Below are 14,801 nucleotides of genomic sequence, written 5' to 3' on the forward strand. Positions count from 1 at the left end.
AACGTACCTGACGCTAGCACGGCAACGCAACAGAAGACGGAAAACAGAAAACAGAAGACACTTTTTCGTAATGAACACGACAAATACGAAGGCGGGTGCGCCAAAAAACAATAAAATGATGGGCCTTGGTCGGGGGCTTGGTGCCTTGTTGCAAGACAGCGACGGACGGCAGCAAACCAAGCCATCGCCCTACGAGTCGATCAGCACCATGACCGAGATTAGTCTCGATCAGATTGAAACCAACCCGTTTCAGCCCCGCACCCGATTCGACGAGGAGGCGCTGAACGAACTGGCCGACTCGATCCGCGTACAGGGAATCATTCAGCCCATCACGGTACGGCAATTGGGTAAAGACCATTACCAGCTCATCTCGGGCGAGCGCCGGTTGCAGGCATCCAAGTTGATTGGTATGCTGCACATTCCGGCCTACGTCAGGACGGCGAATGACCAGCAAATGCTGGAGATGGCCCTGATCGAAAACATTCAGCGTGAAAACCTGAACTCGATCGAGATTGCCCTCTCCTACCAGCGGCTCATTACCGAATGCAGCCTGAAACAGGAAGAACTGGGTGAACGCGTCGGTAAAAACCGGACAACAGTCAATAACTATATCCGGCTGCTGAAATTACCGCCCGCCATTCAGGCCTCTCTGCGCGACACACGCATTTCGATGGGCCACGCCCGGGCGATCATCAACATCGAGAACCCCGAAACGCAGATCAAGCTCTTCAACAAGATCATTGAAGAAGACTGGTCGGTCCGTAAGGTTGAAGAAGCCGTGCGGAACCTTTCGATGGCTGAAGACAACGGACCGGCTCGTAAGACAACATTGCCTAAGCAGGAAATGCGTAGCCTTCAATTCAGGCTCTCCTCTATGTTTGGCAGCAAGGTGGTTATTAAAGCCGACGAGAAACACACCGGAGAAATCAAGATTCCGTTTACCTCTCAGGAAGATCTTGATCGCATTTTAAATGTCCTGAACTACTCGGCTTAAGTTACTTTAACAACAGTACAGTGTCATTTCGACCGGCGTTTACGTTACGAGCATGGCTACAAACGTTCGCGCCGGTCGCGTTATTACCGGGTATGTAAGTGAAAAACAGGTTTCATCTTTCCAGGCACATCTCTTCTGAGCGCCTCCATCGCACTGGCGGACCGGCCGGATACGTTCTCTTTCTCTGGATCAGTTTGTTGAGTGTATCCACACTGGGTACGTTACGGGCACAAACGCCCGACACAACAAAGCAACGCCCTGTTATCAGGCCCGGCGTGCCAGCGAAAAGCGATACGCTTACGCCTGAAATGGCCAGGGACAACAACGCCATGCTGGTCGATTCACTGGCCGTTGATGATGAGGATAGTGTGGCGACCGATACCGTTCAGTTATCAGCAAAAGTGAATGAAGAGATCAGAAAGATCGTTCCGAAGCGAGCTGCGCTGCTGTCATTAGCCTTACCGGGCCTTGGTCAGATCTATAACGGCCAGAAATGGAAAGTGCCCGTGATTTATGCTGGCTTTGGTACATTCGGCTTTTTCATTGTTGACCTAACGACCAAATACAAAGCCTTTCTGGCCGGATATACTGAAGCATATAGTAAGCCAGTAGCAGTTGGAGAAGATCCGAATCGTGTAAAAGTGGCTATAGTCTACGGTCAATCGCGTCCATTAAACTACTTAAAATCCAGCGTTGACTATTTCCGGCGCTGGCGTGATTACAACATCATCTTTACGGCGCTGTTCTGGGGTTTGAACGTGGTTGATGCCAACGTAACAGCCCACCTGAAAACGTTTGACCTGTCAGACAGTCTCACCCTGAAATACGAACCAACCGTTCTACCCTCGCTCTCCGGACCTGTTCCGGGGATAAGGCTAACCATGAACTTTAAAAAGTAGCTTTTACTACCTTATAGTACCAATGAATATTCTCTTACTCGGTTATGGCAAAATGGGCAAAGCCATCGAACAGATTGCCCTCGAACGTGGTCACCAGATTGTGGGTCGGATCGATCTGAACAACCGCGCAGACCTCGATGCCCTTGCCGATGACGCCGTAGACGCGGTAATCGAATTCAGTTCACCCGAATCGGTGGTGGATAACCTTCGTTATTGCATTCGTCGCGGCTGGGCCGTGGTTTGCGGCACTACGGGCTGGCTTGGTCAGCGGACCGAAATAGAAGCAGCAGTACGAGAGCGGGGCAGCGCCTTTTTCTACGCATCGAACTATAGCATCGGTGTCAACCTGTTTTTCAGGCTGAATAAAACGCTGGCAAAGTTCATGCACGACTACCCGAGCTACCAGGTATCGATGACCGAGGTGCACCACACTGAGAAGAAAGACGCGCCATCGGGCACCGCCATCACACTGGCCGAAGGATTGCTTGATAACCTGCCACACAAAAATCGCTGGGCGGTTTCAGAAGCCGACAAGCCTGCTGAAGGTGATACTACTGATGCGATCGTTATCGATTCGGTACGCGAAGGCAACGTACCTGGCACACACGTCGTCAGATTCGAGTCAGAGGTCGACCGGATTGAGATTTCGCACGTGGCCCATAACCGGCAGGGTTTCGCCGTTGGTGCGGTCGTTGCGGCCGAATGGCTGGCCGGGCGTCAGGGTGTTTTTGGGATGGACGACTTACTCGGAGAATGACCAGCAAGTCTATTGGCCGGACAGGCGGTTAGGCGTTAGCGCTAAAATCATTGTATTTTTGTACACCAAACAAGGTTCAGCGGCTGGGAACTGATTAACCAGCCAAGACCAAGAACATCAATTCCCTGTGTCTGAAGTCAACACGAAAACGAAGGCCGCACAACCGGTCAGAAAAAAATCAGCCATTCGCGAGTGGTTCGATTCTGTTTTGTTTGCGGTCGTCGCCGCAACGCTCATCCGCTGGCTATTCATGGAAGCCTTCACCATTCCGACGCCCTCGATGGAGCGGAGCCTGATGGTGGGCGATTTCCTGTTCGTCAGCAAGTTTCATTATGGCACCCGCACGCCTAAAACACCCCTGCAGGTTCCGCTGACGCACCAGAAAATATGGGGTACTGAAATTCCGTCTTACCTCGACTGGATTCAGTTACCGCAGTTTCGGTTACCGGGTTTCTCATCGGTTAAAAACGGCGACGTGGTTGTCTTCAACTTCCCACCCGAAGACCAATACCCAACCGACCTGAAAACAAACTACATCAAACGGTGCATGGGGATTGCCGGCGATGTGCTGGAGGTACGTCACGGGCAGGTTTTTGTGAATAACAAGGCTGCCGACGTTCCGCCAAAGGCACAAACATCGTATTTCATAGAAACGACGAAAGGCGATCTTGACGACACCTTTTTCCGGCAGTACGATATTGTCAATGACTACAGACCCGGTAGTGAAGCCTACAACTGGCAGCCCATTGAACAGCCCGATTCAGTAACCAAAACAACTAAAGTTGTTGGGTATAAGCTGAATACCACTGCTGAGACGATTGCCACGATCAAAACCCTCGACTGGGTCAAGAAAGTGACCGCTTATGACGAAGAGCCACCTCAAACTCCGTCGGCCTTCTCACAACTGTATGGCGGCAATAAATTCAACTGGACCGTCGATAACTTCGGCCCGATCACCGTTCCGAAAGAAGGCGTGACCGTTCAGCTTGACGAGAAAGCGATCGCTATCTATGGCACAGTTATCAAGAAGTATGAAAGCAACGAAAACGTTGAGGTGACAGATAAGTCAATTACTATTGGCGGTAAACCTATCACGTCCTACACCTTCAAACAGGACTATTATTTCATGATGGGCGATAACCGGCATAACTCGCTGGATTCGCGCTTCTGGGGCTTCGTGCCTGCCGATCATATCGTCGGTAAAGCGGTTTTCATCTGGATGTCGATCGATCCGAATCCGGCAAATGCGGCCAACAAAATTCGCTGGAATCGACTGTTCAGCGTAGTTCATTAACAGTCATTGCGTTTAAAAGGCCAATCGGGCGGTTTTACACGGATCTTATCAATATGATAAAATTCGTGTAAAACCGCCCGATTGGCCTTTTAAACGCAATGACTGCTGTTATTACTCTTCTGCGTGCAACCAGGCTTTCTTGGCCAGCAACGTTTCTTCATCTTCTTCGTGTTCAGGATCGGGTACGCAGCAATCGACCGGGCAAACGGCTGCACACTGCGGCTCTTCATGGAATCCTTTACACTCCGTACACTTATCGGTAACGATGTAATAAAACTCGTTGGAAACTGGTGATTGAGGCGACTTACCGCTGACAACGGTGCCATCACCAAAATCAACGACATCGAGGGCTGTACCACCACCCCATGTCCATTCCACACCACCTTCATAGATAGCTGTGTTGGGGCATTCTGGTTCGCAGGCACCACAGTTGATGCACTCCTCAGTAATCATAATGGCCATAATCGAATCAATTTAGCTGGCTAATAGTCCGGAGACTGATAATGAGACAACAAATATAATTATTTAAAGTTGGCGTCCGTACAGAAAATATGTTCGTTTGTTACTGTTCAGCCCAGACCATTTCTTGATAAGGCTTGTCAGACGCGAGTACAAAACAGTAGAAACCAGCAAAACTACCTGCCATCCGTTTCCTGCTCCTGCCTTTTTTTCTCCTCCTTTTCGCGCCGTTTCTGTTCACGTCGCTCCTGCCGCAGTTGTTTTCTAGTCTTAACCGTATCGGTAACTACGGGTTCGTCGGTGGGGCGGGTGGGGCGTACAGCCGGCGCTTCCTCAACGGGTTGCTGGGCAGCAGGTTTCTGGTCATCGTCTGGTTTGCCGTTTAGCAGGCGATCAAACAGATCATCCATACCGCCGCCTTCGTCTGTCTGGTCGGTGTTCAGGCTATCCGACTCGTAGTAATCCTGCGGCATTACCTGTTGGCGAAGGCTTTCGCGTAACCGCACATCATAGAAGCCATACGCGCCACTATCAGGCTGAGTAAGACCGCGTTTGGCCATAATTCGACCAATTATTTTAAAGTAGCCCCGTACGTTACGCACCTGGAGTGAGCCATCTGGTTGAAAATGGTTCAGCGCTTTCTTGGGGCTTGGAATAACGAAAGCCAGGAAAATACTTTCCCCCAGATTGAGTTCGGCAGGTGTTTTGTCGAAATAGTAGCGGGCGGCTTCACTAATGCCGTAAATGTTTTTCCCCCACTCGATAATGTTCAGATACACCTCGAACATCCGCTCTTTCGAGACGAGGCGTTCGTTCTCCATCAACCAAACGATCAGGATTTCCTCGACCTTTCGCGATAATGTTTTGTTACGGTTCAGGAATACGTTCTTCACCAATTGCATTGATAACGTACTTGCCCCGCGCTTAAAGGACCCGGCTTTGTAATTCGTGGCGATCGATACACGAAACGCCTTTTCATTAAAGCCTTTATGCGTGAAAAAATTGTAATCTTCCGAGGTGAGCACCGCATTCTTCAGATCAGGTGCAATGTAGTTGAGGGGCGTAAAGTCCGGGTTCTCTGCGCCTACCAATATATCCCGAACAGGTTTATCTTTTTCGTAAGGGGTGTAAATGAACGGCTGGTTGATTCGGCGGAAATCGGTCCGGCCCATCTGCGTGATAGCAAAGCCGTCGGGAGTCAGACCGGAGTCAAACTTAACCGAATCGGGCAGTGCCGTGTCAAACTTAAAGATCAGGTCATACCGAAGTTTTCCCTTCACTTTCATGCCGTCGAGCGAAGCGAACAGGCCTTGAGGGAATGAATTAAACAGGGCCTGAGCGTCAAGATCGTCGGTATGAAGTTGCGCTTCTACCACCTTACCAGTGCCTGCTTCTGTATCCGGAAGGGTATATTTAAGAAACGGATGGGCAGCCACTTCGCCGAGATAAAGCGTTGAACTGCTATCGACGCCCACATAATTTTCACCTACAAACAGGTTGGCATCTACCGCCGCCCGCCGTACCAGCACATCATTAGGTGAAAGAGCCGGGTGATTCAACCGCAGGTTACGAATTGAACCCGCTCCTTCCAGCCTGAACTCGCCGCCCGACCGATCTACGTCACGAAGTTCGGCATGAACCGTATCGGCCTGAGCTTTCAGTTTAAATCGCTGTTCCAGGTATTTGATTTCCAGTGGCTTACCCACCGCATACAGATTCACATCATACTCTTTATCAGACGGCGAGGCCGTGCCGGTGATATGCCAGATCGCTTCATTCTGGTTTAGCAGAAACGTTGAAGTCACATCGCCGTTATCAATGCGTGCTTCAGATGCCAGCAGATTCAACTGTTTTTCGTCGTCGATAACCCGAAAATCAAAATTCCGGACATTCAGATCATCCGGAATCTTTGTCAGCAGGTTGTTGATCAGATTCTCAGCTACGTCGGCCAAATCGGTACGGGTACGTGGCTTACTAACAGCGGTTGAATCTTTTTTCCGCTTCAGGATCGTATCCAGGTTCGTTAAGGAGTCACGCTTAACAACCTGAAGAAAACCGTTTTCAACCGACAACTCTGACAAGGCCACCGTACCAACCAGCAGCGGCCACAAGCGGACGCCTACCTGAATATGGTCTACACGAGCCAGACTGTCGCGGTTGACAGGCACTACTGAAACGTCGGTAACGGATAACGAGCTAAAGCCTGTAAATGTAGCGGAACCGATATGCACCGTCAGGTCATAATCTCGCTTTGCTTTTTTCACGGCCCGTTCAATGGCAATAGTAAGCAGACGTTCCCGCTGTGTGTAGGCGTAAACGGCTCCGGCGATGCCCAGCACCAGTAGAGTTAGCACAGTCCAGGCGGTATAGCGCAGGACATTGCGTTTGTTAATTGGCATTTCGTTGCGAATAGTGCCGCAAAAGTACGGATTTCATCAGGTGAACGCTACCCACCCCGTCGGCATTGTTGTCTGAATAGTGTGTAAACAACAGAACGGGTAGCGTGTGCCACCCGTTCTGAGCTACAAATCTATCGTGCCTTACTTATTTATCGGCTTCCAAGTGGGAATAAATAGCCCAGAGAAACCTGACCAGTGATTGGTTTACCGGGGATATTAGCAAAATCATACGTGCCTTTCGAGTCGCCAAGGGGGTAATAGCCCCGTGCTTCAACGGTGATTTTACCGGGCCCGGCCGGAATACCTACTCCCAGCCCAAGTGCACCGCCGTAGCGAATGACCGTCTCTGTACTACCCGATTCCAACGCATAGGTACCGTATGGCCCGACGTTTACGAAGAAACGGGTGTTGCCCTGCTGACCAAACTGAAACTTCGCTAGTAACGGCACAACCAGCGAACTGGCTGATATGGTGCCAGTCGTACTCTTCAGGTAATCCTGATTGAAGTTGATTTCTGGCTGGAACGCAATGCCTCCCCGACCAAACTGAAAGACTATGCCTGCATGAAAGCCATAGAGCGGATCGGGCGTCACATCAATGGTACCACCCGTCCCGGTCGGAATAACTAACCGTTCCAGGTACGTACTGTAGTTGCCTCCAACGCGTACGCCAATGTAGGTACGTGCCTCGCTGTCAGCCTGTTTAGTTTCTGTGCCAGTGGGGAATCCGCCCGTCATGCTGCCACCATTACGAGTTGATCCCTGCCCTTTCTTACCTGTATTAGGCGTATTTGGCTGGTTTTTCACACCGTGCAGTTCGTCATACATCTGCTGTTTCTTAACCGCATCCAGGGTAGCTGCGTTTTCGGGCTCAGTGCTCGGGAAAGTCAGCGTAGAGGGTGCCGGTTCTGTGGCTACTGCTGCTACTGTTGCAGGCCGGGGTTTTGTAACTACCGGCTTTTTCACGGCCGTGGTAGTCGACGTTTTCGTAGTCGTAGTGGCTTTCTTAGCAGTAGTCGTCTTTTTCTTGGTCTGAGCGGTAGCCACAGATAAGCAAAGGCAGATGCAGAGGAAGGTGAGTAATGACCTCATAGAACGATGTGGTTAAATGATGAAAGGTTGAACAAAGTTGACTCCTTATTAAGTGACTTACTACTTCATTTGATGTAACGGCTGTTAGAGTATACGACTGGCAGCATACAGGCTCTCTTTTGAAACAAAGATGCTATTTTCTGCTTTTACCGTTAGCTTCCGGTAGTATATCATGACAACACAACACCCCAAAACAGCCCTGATTACGGGCGCAAATAAAGGCATTGGTTTCGAAATAGCCCGTCAATTGGCTAAACGTGGTTTCGCTGTATTTGTTGGATCACGCGATATGGCCAAAGGGCGAGCCGCCGCCCAGTCGCTTTGCGATGAAGGGTATGAGGCCACATTTATTCAACTTGACGTTGTTGATCCGGTCAGTATTAAACAGGCCGCAGGTACGTTCTCGCAGAAAGCGGATCATCTGGATGTGCTCATTAATAATGCAGCTATTCTGGAAGATCACGGCGAGACCATCCTAAAATTAAATCCTGAATTGCTCGACCGAACGCTGGCGACCAACGTGCAGGGAACCATCATGGTTACCCAGGACTTTCTGCCCTATCTGCAAAAAAGCCCGGCTGGTGCCCGGATCATAAACGTATCGAGCGACGTGTCGACGTTGAGCACGATGCAGACTTATGCGCCAGCTTACAGTATTTCAAAAGCAGCCCTGAATGCCGTAACCCGGCAGTTTGCGGCGGCGCTGCCCCATATGGCGGTCAACGCGGTTAGCCCCGGCTGGGTCCGTACCGACATGGGCGGAGCCGGAGCCAGCCGCCCGGTTGACAAAGGAGCCGAAACGATTGTCTGGCTCGCGGCCGAGGCACCCGTAACCGAAACCGGTAAATTCTGGCGTGACAAAGAAGCTATTGGCTGGTAGAGCAGTCTGTATGACCGCTCAATGGGTCGGGGGAACTAAAGACTACAGGGCGGGTTTATGGCATTGAAACAAAGTAGAACGCAATAAACTAACGTATAATCATGGCAGCAGGATCAAAGGCTATCGAAGCTACTGACGCTAACTTCAGCGACCTTATCAATTCAGACATCCCCGTACTGGTCGATTTTTGGGCCGAATGGTGTGGACCCTGTAAGATGATCGGGCCCGTTGTAGAGCAGCTCGCTAATGAATATGACGGCAAAGCGGTAATCGCTAAAATGGACGTCGATCAAAACGCGCAGGTACCCATGCAGTTTGGCATTCGTAGCATTCCTACACTGATGGTATTCAAGAACGGCCAGATGGTCGATAAGGTAATTGGCGCGGTACCCAAATCGGTACTCGAGCAAAAATTGCAGGCTCAGTTGGTGTAGCCCGCCCGAGTCAGTATGAATTGCCCAAAAGCCAGCCCATCGGGTTGGCTTTTTTTATTGGTCAAGTCTGGGGTACATTAGGCCAGTCCCGTAACCGTTTATCCGTAATACCCGTTGTAGGTTTCAGACAAGATTGTAGTATTGCCTCGTCAACCACGACTAACCAACTATGGCCGATTTCGCACAGAATGCTGACAGAAGTTTCGGAGATAAGCTACTGGGGTTCTTCATCAAAGAAGACCCCGCTTCTGCGAACGTACCTGCTGCTCAACCCACGCCCAGCCGGGTTACACAACCCGTTTCAGCTGGCCAGGCGTCGACACCCGCTCAATCAGGTGCCGGTTCTGGCCCGCTGGCGAGTTCACCCATTGGCTCGGTAGACACCAAATTTGTTGATCATTTTGCTGGTGTGCTAAGTAAAGCCAATCTGCAGGGGCCTGACTACTTCGAGTTCCGCGAGATTTTAAAGAACCTGAGCAACCTGGGGCTGCCCGAAGACAAACAGTTTCAGGCAGCCTGGGCCAGCTTCAAGGCTATGGCCGCTACCGGCGACCCCAGCGTGCTGGCTACAGCAGCCAATCAGTATCTGACTGCCCTGAGTACTGACCGCGATGCCTTTCTGAAAAGTGTGGATGCCGCCATGAAAGAGCGCGTTGGTGGTCTTCAGGAAGAGCAGCAGAAACTCCAGGCCGATAATGAATCAATTGCCAAACAGATCACCGAGCTACAGCAACGCGTTACAGCCAATACAGACCGCTTGACAAAAATCACGGGTGAAGTGGCTGAACAAAGCTCGAAGATCAGCCAGAACAGAGCCAACTTCGAAGCTACCTACGCTACCTTCACCGACCAGATCAAGGCCGACGTCTCGAAGATTGCAACATACCTGAAATAAGTTTACCCGCACCGGCGGACCGGTTTTCTGTTTGCAGTTGTGCTGCTATTCAGAATTTACCCCGCCGAAGACAACCAACGGGGCAAAAGCAAAGTAACCGCAACCTGTAAACACAAAAACACTTTCAACTTCTTAATTATGGCTTCTCCTGATTTTTCACAACTAGCGGGTGGTAATGCCAGCGACGGCAGCAAAGGGTCGTTCTGGAGCCGCCCGGAAGGCATCACCGGTATGCTTCTGCTGGGTGCACTGGGGGCCGTTGGCCTCGTTTATTTCAACCGAATCCTGGAATTCCTGATTCGTGCTACCGAGAATACGCTGTATCTGGCATTTCTGCTGGGTGCACTGGCCCTGCTCGTCTTCCTGTTTACCAGCCGGGATGTGCGTACTGCCGTATTTTTCCTCTACAAAACGCTGATGCGCAAGATTACGGGCACCATTATTCAACTGGACCCGATCGCCATCATGAAAATCTACGTGCAGGACCTACGCGAAAAACGCGAGAAAATGCAGGGGCAGATTGATACCCTGGCCGGGCAACTGGTGAAACTCAACAAGAAGATAAACGAGAACAACGACTCGATTAAACAGAAGTTTGCCGAAGCCAACAAAGCCAACGAGCTGGCCGCCACCAAACCAGGCATGAAAGAGGCTGCTACCCTGGCAACTATGGAAGGCGCTGGTCTCCAGGAAATGAACGAGAAGTTATTTCCGCTGCAACGGAATATGAAACTTGTGCTCGAATTCATGGAGAAAGTCAATAAATCGGCCGATTACCTGATCAAGGAAACCGACATCAAGGTAAAGTTGAAAGAAACTGAATATCAGATCGTTAAAGAAAGCTCAAATGCGCTCAAGACGGCGGTTAGCATCTTCAAAGGAAATCCCGACAAGAAGTTTTACTTCGACGAATCGATGGAGTATATCCAGGACGATATGAGCAAGAAGCTTGGCGAGATGAAACGGGCGATGGACCTGTCGATGGACTTTATCAACGGGGTTGATATTCAGAACGGCATGCTCTCTGATAAAGGGCAAACCTTACTGGAAGCATACAACAAAGGCGAATTCTCACTTGTTCAGCTAAATGCACCGGCTGCTGATCGTCCTGTAGAAGCACGGGTTATTAATCCGCCCAAAGACGAAGGCTACCGTAGCCTGCTCGATTAATTACACGGGTAACTGGTTGATTGGTTAATCAGTCATCGGCGCTTAACCAACCAACCAATTCCCTATTCACCCAATAACCATCTCTCTCCCCACATGCAACGATTAACCACTGCGGGTCGGCTTCTGATTACGGCCCTGATCTTAGCCCTCATTTATTTTGGCCTGAAATACGTGGCCGGTATTGACCTGATTCAAAAATTCAGAGCGGGCAACAAAACCGAACAAACTGATACCACATCGCCTACGCTCCCACCGGGTCAGGAAGCAACGGAGGCTGCACAAGGCACTGGTGGTGTTGATGTTAACGCTGGCGAATCAACAGCTAGCTCAGAGGCCAGTAGCGACGGCGGGTCGCAGGCTGCTTTCAATTATCAGGCTCCTGAACCCCAGGGCGGCAAACTGAAAGGCGTTGTTGAATTGGGAGCCAGCGGCTTTAACTCGTTCATTGTCAGAATCGACGATCAGAAACGATGGAAGCTGGAGAAATTCGAATTTGGCAATAGCCTGGTGCTTGAAAATATGGCAACCGATCTTGATATCCGGGCGGGCCTGAAGCAATACATTGCCAATATGCTCAACTTCGGCGTGAATGGCCGTGAGATCCAGTTTGTGATTAGTTCGGGCGCCCTAAAAGCAGAAACCACCCAGAAAATCATCAAGAACCTGAAAGCCCTCAACTACGTAGTGAATACCGTAACGCCCGAACAGGAAGGTAAGCTGGCACTCCGGGCTGCACTCCCTGCTGAATTCGATGATAATGCCTTTGTGGTTGACATTGGCTCGGGTAATACCAAAATTTCATGGAGAACAGGAAGCAATGTAAGCGCGCTAGAGACCTATGGAGCAAAGTATTTTCAGAATGGCGATACCGACGATAAGGTGTATGACGACGTGAAGGCTAAAGCCAAACAGGTGCCGGCTGATCTGCGCAAAACCTGTTTCATCATTGGTGGTGTTCCGTCTGAACTGGCCAAACAGGTACGTAAAGGGAAAGAGCGATACACCGTGCTGAAGATGCCTGCGGGCTATACTGGCGAAAACGCGAAACAGAAAGCTGGTCTGACTATTTATAAAGCTGTTGCCGACGCTACAGGTACACAACAGTTTGTTTTCGACTGGGATGCCAACTTCACCATCGGTTATCTGCTATCGCTGAAATAAGCAACGCCTACTCGATTCAGGGGCTTCTGACCACACAAACACGTGTAGTTGGAAGCCCTTTTTGTTTGAGCGGTTAGTAATGTTCAACGTTTACCGTTTGCTAAATGGATACTATTTTCTATTTATTATACATATCAGATATACTATCAAATTGCGTTACCCAGAGAGTATAGTCGACAGATGGGGAGCAACCGCTTACGAAAAGATCACTTATTAATTCTGGCGATTCAGAAAAACAGTTGGCATAAAAGCACTGTTTCAGTAGCTTAGTAGCTAAGTCCTATCGGCTAGCCTAATTAAATAGAAATTTGATGAACCAATTTGACAACACAATGCCCGGTGCCTGGCCCGGCTTGCGCGAGATTCCCCCAAGCCTCTCGCCTATCAGCATGAACAAGACGCTGTATATCGGCAAGTTCACTGATGAGTTGCCGATGGAGGCGGAAGCCGTTCCCGACATGGAATCGGTTGATGACGTGATGGATCATTATAAGCCGGAGGTCACCGTTATGTTGAGTAGCCAACAAGGTGAACCGATGGCCGAGACGTTTAAATTTGGCCGCCTGGGCGACTTTACCCCAGAGGGTATTGTTGATCAAAGTCCTTACCTGACAGAGCTGAACGACCAGATGCGAGATCTGCAGCGGATCAACTACCAACTGCGCTCCAACAAAATGCTGCAGCACGCTATTCAGAACCCTCAGGCAAAACAAACCATGCTGGCCATGATTCAGCAGATGATCGACGAAATAGAGCAGGCTAGCTAGCTCCTGCTTTGGTGAAATCCATACCTATCTAATCCACGTTTGCCATGGCTGAACAGCAAAAAAACCAGACTATCAATCAACAAACCGGCACGCAGGAGCGTGAACTTGCCGCCGGCCGATCGTTTTCTCAGAATATTGCTGAACTTCAGCAGCTTAAGTTCGGAGGCTATAAACTCCTCGAAACCACCATTGAAGGGGCCGACAGCCTGAATCCGGAACGGCGGGCCAAGCGCGAAATCTTTCTGAAAGAAAGCGACCGTCGCCGCGACCGTGAAGCCCTGCTTAAACGCCTCGAACTGTGGAAAGAAATGCTGTCTACAGAAGGTAGTGTGGCCGAACTAGCCGAGCAGACCCAGCAAAAGCTCGAAGCAACCGAAGAACTTCACAAACAGAATGTGAAGGACGTACTCGATGCCAGTCGCGAACTGGAAGCAACCTACCGGGGTGTGGCACTCTACTTTGCCAATGCCAATCAGAGCGGATTCAAAGTGCGCAATATCGTTTTTGTAAACGCCGGTCTGAGTCAGCTCGATCCAGCCAACGTGTACAACAACGAAACCATCGAGTTCGTAAAGAACGAAATTCACCAGGTCTATAACCGGTTCGACCTGCAGGAGAGCTACTCACTGCTGATCATCCCGGGTTACCTCGGTAAAAAAACGGTGGTGGATGCCTGGGCCAAGATAGCCAGTGACCATAAGCTGATGCTCATCACCGACTACCGTAACATGGGCGGGCTGAAAGACACGATCAAGGAATTTCAGCGCGAGAAACTCTCGCAGGACGTACCCAGATTTGCCAACGTGATGATGACGGTAAACCACCTGGTTGGCCGGGGCAAGTACGATGAATACGGCGAAGAGGAAGACCTGTATATCGAGCCTTCAACAGCATTAGCGGGGAAAATCCACCAGAATCTGATCTCCCAGGTATCGGCAGGGTTGCAGTTCGGTGCGCTTGAAGAAGTAGATGGCGTACGAATGAACCTGCTTAAGACAGAGGTTGGCGAACTGGAGGGTCTTGGGCTTATTCCGATGACCAAAGAGTTTGCCCGTATTATCCCGTTTTCGGGAAAAACGCTTTTTGCAGGCAACAACGTTGGCCTGAAAACCTATTCCGTAGTTCGGGTATTCGACTGGCTGATGAAGGTGATGATGAACTTCCTCAACAAACGGGCGATGGAAAACTGGAGCGGCAAGGTAGAGAAACAACTTACCGACGAGATCGTCTCGTTTCTGGACCGAATCAAAGGCCCCGGAAAGATCATCGACAAATTTGATCCGCCTAAGTTTCGGCAAGACCCCATCCAGCCAGACCGCATCATTGTTGACCTGAACATCACGCCGTTTTTTCCGGCCAAGACGTTCATTATCAACCTGACCGGCGAGAAAGGCAGGAATGAAGACACCGGCCGCCGAAACGACTTTAAAGCAGAAGTTCGATAAACTGACCTGGCTTTACGGGCGAGGCTCCATTAAACGGTTGGGGGTGTCGCCCGTGAACCAACCGGCTTGAGTTAGGCGGCGGCTAACTCGTAACCGCTACAGTTCTGGCAGTTGACGTCTATAGGTCTAATAGTATGTAAATCTATAGGTTTTATC

The 14,801-nt window shown here is 50.3% G+C and carries 14 protein-coding genes; 11 read left to right on the forward strand and 3 right to left on the reverse strand.

Annotated elements, in window-relative coordinates; all coding sequences use genetic code 11:
* Positions 1-70: 70 nt before the first annotated feature.
* The 4 genes from J2I46_RS19470 to lepB all read left to right on the forward strand — a co-directional run bounded on the left by J2I46_RS19470 (position 71) and on the right by lepB (position 3,944).
* On the forward strand, positions 71-994 hold the full coding sequence (locus J2I46_RS19470) for a ParB/RepB/Spo0J family partition protein (protein ID WP_207330727.1): 924 nt from the start codon (positions 71-73) through the stop codon (positions 992-994).
* 98 nt (positions 995-1,092) lie between these two features.
* Positions 1,093-1,893: a DUF5683 domain-containing protein gene (locus J2I46_RS19475; RefSeq protein WP_207330728.1), complete on the forward strand. Its 801-nt coding sequence runs from the start codon at positions 1,093-1,095 to the stop codon at positions 1,891-1,893.
* Between the two features lie 22 nt (positions 1,894-1,915).
* The gene (dapB, locus tag J2I46_RS19480) at positions 1,916-2,650 is read left to right on the forward strand and encodes a 4-hydroxy-tetrahydrodipicolinate reductase (protein WP_207330729.1); all 735 of its coding nucleotides are present in this window, start codon (positions 1,916-1,918) and stop codon (positions 2,648-2,650) included.
* Positions 2,651-2,777: 127 nt separating this feature from the next.
* A complete protein-coding gene (lepB, locus tag J2I46_RS19485; RefSeq protein ID WP_207330730.1) occupies positions 2,778-3,944 on the forward strand; it encodes a signal peptidase I in 1,167 nt (388 codons plus the stop codon).
* A 111-nt stretch (positions 3,945-4,055) separates the two neighbouring features.
* On the opposite strand, the gene J2I46_RS19490 is transcribed toward lepB, so the two are convergent.
* The 3 genes from J2I46_RS19490 to J2I46_RS19500 form a co-directional block, all read right to left on the reverse strand.
* Positions 4,056-4,406, reverse strand: a complete 351-nt coding sequence (locus tag J2I46_RS19490) for a 4Fe-4S dicluster domain-containing protein (protein ID WP_207330731.1) — start codon at positions 4,404-4,406, stop codon at positions 4,056-4,058.
* A gap of 173 nt (positions 4,407-4,579) precedes the next feature.
* Complete coding sequence (locus J2I46_RS19495) at positions 4,580-6,802, reverse strand: transglycosylase domain-containing protein (protein WP_207330732.1); 2,223 nt, start codon at positions 6,800-6,802, stop codon at positions 4,580-4,582.
* Positions 6,803-6,951: 149 nt separating this feature from the next.
* The gene (locus J2I46_RS19500) at positions 6,952-7,893 is read right to left on the reverse strand and encodes a porin family protein (protein WP_207330733.1); all 942 of its coding nucleotides are present in this window, start codon (positions 7,891-7,893) and stop codon (positions 6,952-6,954) included.
* Between the two features lie 172 nt (positions 7,894-8,065).
* Between J2I46_RS19500 and J2I46_RS19505 the strand changes: the two genes are divergently transcribed.
* From J2I46_RS19505 to J2I46_RS19535, 7 genes are all read left to right on the forward strand, one after another.
* The gene (locus J2I46_RS19505) at positions 8,066-8,773 is read left to right on the forward strand and encodes an SDR family oxidoreductase (protein WP_207330734.1); all 708 of its coding nucleotides are present in this window, start codon (positions 8,066-8,068) and stop codon (positions 8,771-8,773) included.
* A gap of 101 nt (positions 8,774-8,874) precedes the next feature.
* Positions 8,875-9,207 (forward strand): thioredoxin, encoded by a 333-nt coding sequence (gene trxA / locus J2I46_RS19510; RefSeq protein WP_207330735.1) that lies wholly within the window; start codon positions 8,875-8,877, stop codon positions 9,205-9,207.
* Positions 9,208-9,376: 169 nt separating this feature from the next.
* Positions 9,377-10,102 carry a hypothetical protein gene (locus J2I46_RS19515; RefSeq protein WP_207330736.1) on the forward strand — a complete coding sequence of 242 codons (726 nt, stop codon included), beginning with the start codon at positions 9,377-9,379 and terminating at the stop codon, positions 10,100-10,102.
* A 138-nt stretch (positions 10,103-10,240) separates the two neighbouring features.
* Positions 10,241-11,272 carry a hypothetical protein gene (locus tag J2I46_RS19520; protein WP_207330737.1) on the forward strand — a complete coding sequence of 344 codons (1,032 nt, stop codon included), beginning with the start codon at positions 10,241-10,243 and terminating at the stop codon, positions 11,270-11,272.
* A gap of 93 nt (positions 11,273-11,365) precedes the next feature.
* The gene (locus tag J2I46_RS19525; protein WP_207330738.1) at positions 11,366-12,433 is read left to right on the forward strand and encodes an acetate and sugar kinases/Hsc70/actin family protein; all 1,068 of its coding nucleotides are present in this window, start codon (positions 11,366-11,368) and stop codon (positions 12,431-12,433) included.
* Between the two features lie 311 nt (positions 12,434-12,744).
* Positions 12,745-13,200, forward strand: a complete 456-nt coding sequence (locus J2I46_RS19530; RefSeq protein WP_207330739.1) for a type VI secretion system contractile sheath small subunit — start codon at positions 12,745-12,747, stop codon at positions 13,198-13,200.
* Between the two features lie 44 nt (positions 13,201-13,244).
* The gene (locus J2I46_RS19535; protein ID WP_207330740.1) at positions 13,245-14,645 is read left to right on the forward strand and encodes a type VI secretion system contractile sheath protein TssC; all 1,401 of its coding nucleotides are present in this window, start codon (positions 13,245-13,247) and stop codon (positions 14,643-14,645) included.
* Positions 14,646-14,801: the final 156 nt, after the last annotated feature.

Source organism: Fibrella forsythiae, from assembly GCF_017353175.1.
Classification (GTDB): Bacteria; Bacteroidota; Bacteroidia; order Cytophagales; family Spirosomataceae; genus Fibrella; species Fibrella forsythiae.

What these genes read in the sequence shown, in the direction of transcription:
- J2I46_RS19470 (WP_207330727.1), top strand. Translation starts at nt 71, where the DNA reads ATGAACACGACAAATACGAAGGCGGGTGCGCCAAAAAACAATAAAATG.
- dapB (WP_207330729.1), top strand. Translation starts at nt 1,916, where the DNA reads ATGAATATTCTCTTACTCGGTTATGGCAAAATGGGCAAAGCCATCGAA.
- J2I46_RS19490 (WP_207330731.1), bottom strand. Translation starts at nt 4,406, where the DNA reads ATGGCCATTATGATTACTGAGGAGTGCATCAACTGTGGTGCCTGCGAA.
- J2I46_RS19495 (WP_207330732.1), bottom strand. Translation starts at nt 6,802, where the DNA reads ATGCCAATTAACAAACGCAATGTCCTGCGCTATACCGCCTGGACTGTG.
- J2I46_RS19500 (WP_207330733.1), bottom strand. Translation starts at nt 7,893, where the DNA reads ATGAGGTCATTACTCACCTTCCTCTGCATCTGCCTTTGCTTATCTGTG.
- J2I46_RS19505 (WP_207330734.1), top strand. Translation starts at nt 8,066, where the DNA reads ATGACAACACAACACCCCAAAACAGCCCTGATTACGGGCGCAAATAAA.
- trxA (WP_207330735.1), top strand. Translation starts at nt 8,875, where the DNA reads ATGGCAGCAGGATCAAAGGCTATCGAAGCTACTGACGCTAACTTCAGC.
- J2I46_RS19515 (WP_207330736.1), top strand. Translation starts at nt 9,377, where the DNA reads ATGGCCGATTTCGCACAGAATGCTGACAGAAGTTTCGGAGATAAGCTA.
- J2I46_RS19520 (WP_207330737.1), top strand. Translation starts at nt 10,241, where the DNA reads ATGGCTTCTCCTGATTTTTCACAACTAGCGGGTGGTAATGCCAGCGAC.
- J2I46_RS19525 (WP_207330738.1), top strand. Translation starts at nt 11,366, where the DNA reads ATGCAACGATTAACCACTGCGGGTCGGCTTCTGATTACGGCCCTGATC.
- J2I46_RS19530 (WP_207330739.1), top strand. Translation starts at nt 12,745, where the DNA reads ATGAACCAATTTGACAACACAATGCCCGGTGCCTGGCCCGGCTTGCGC.
- J2I46_RS19535 (WP_207330740.1), top strand. Translation starts at nt 13,245, where the DNA reads ATGGCTGAACAGCAAAAAAACCAGACTATCAATCAACAAACCGGCACG.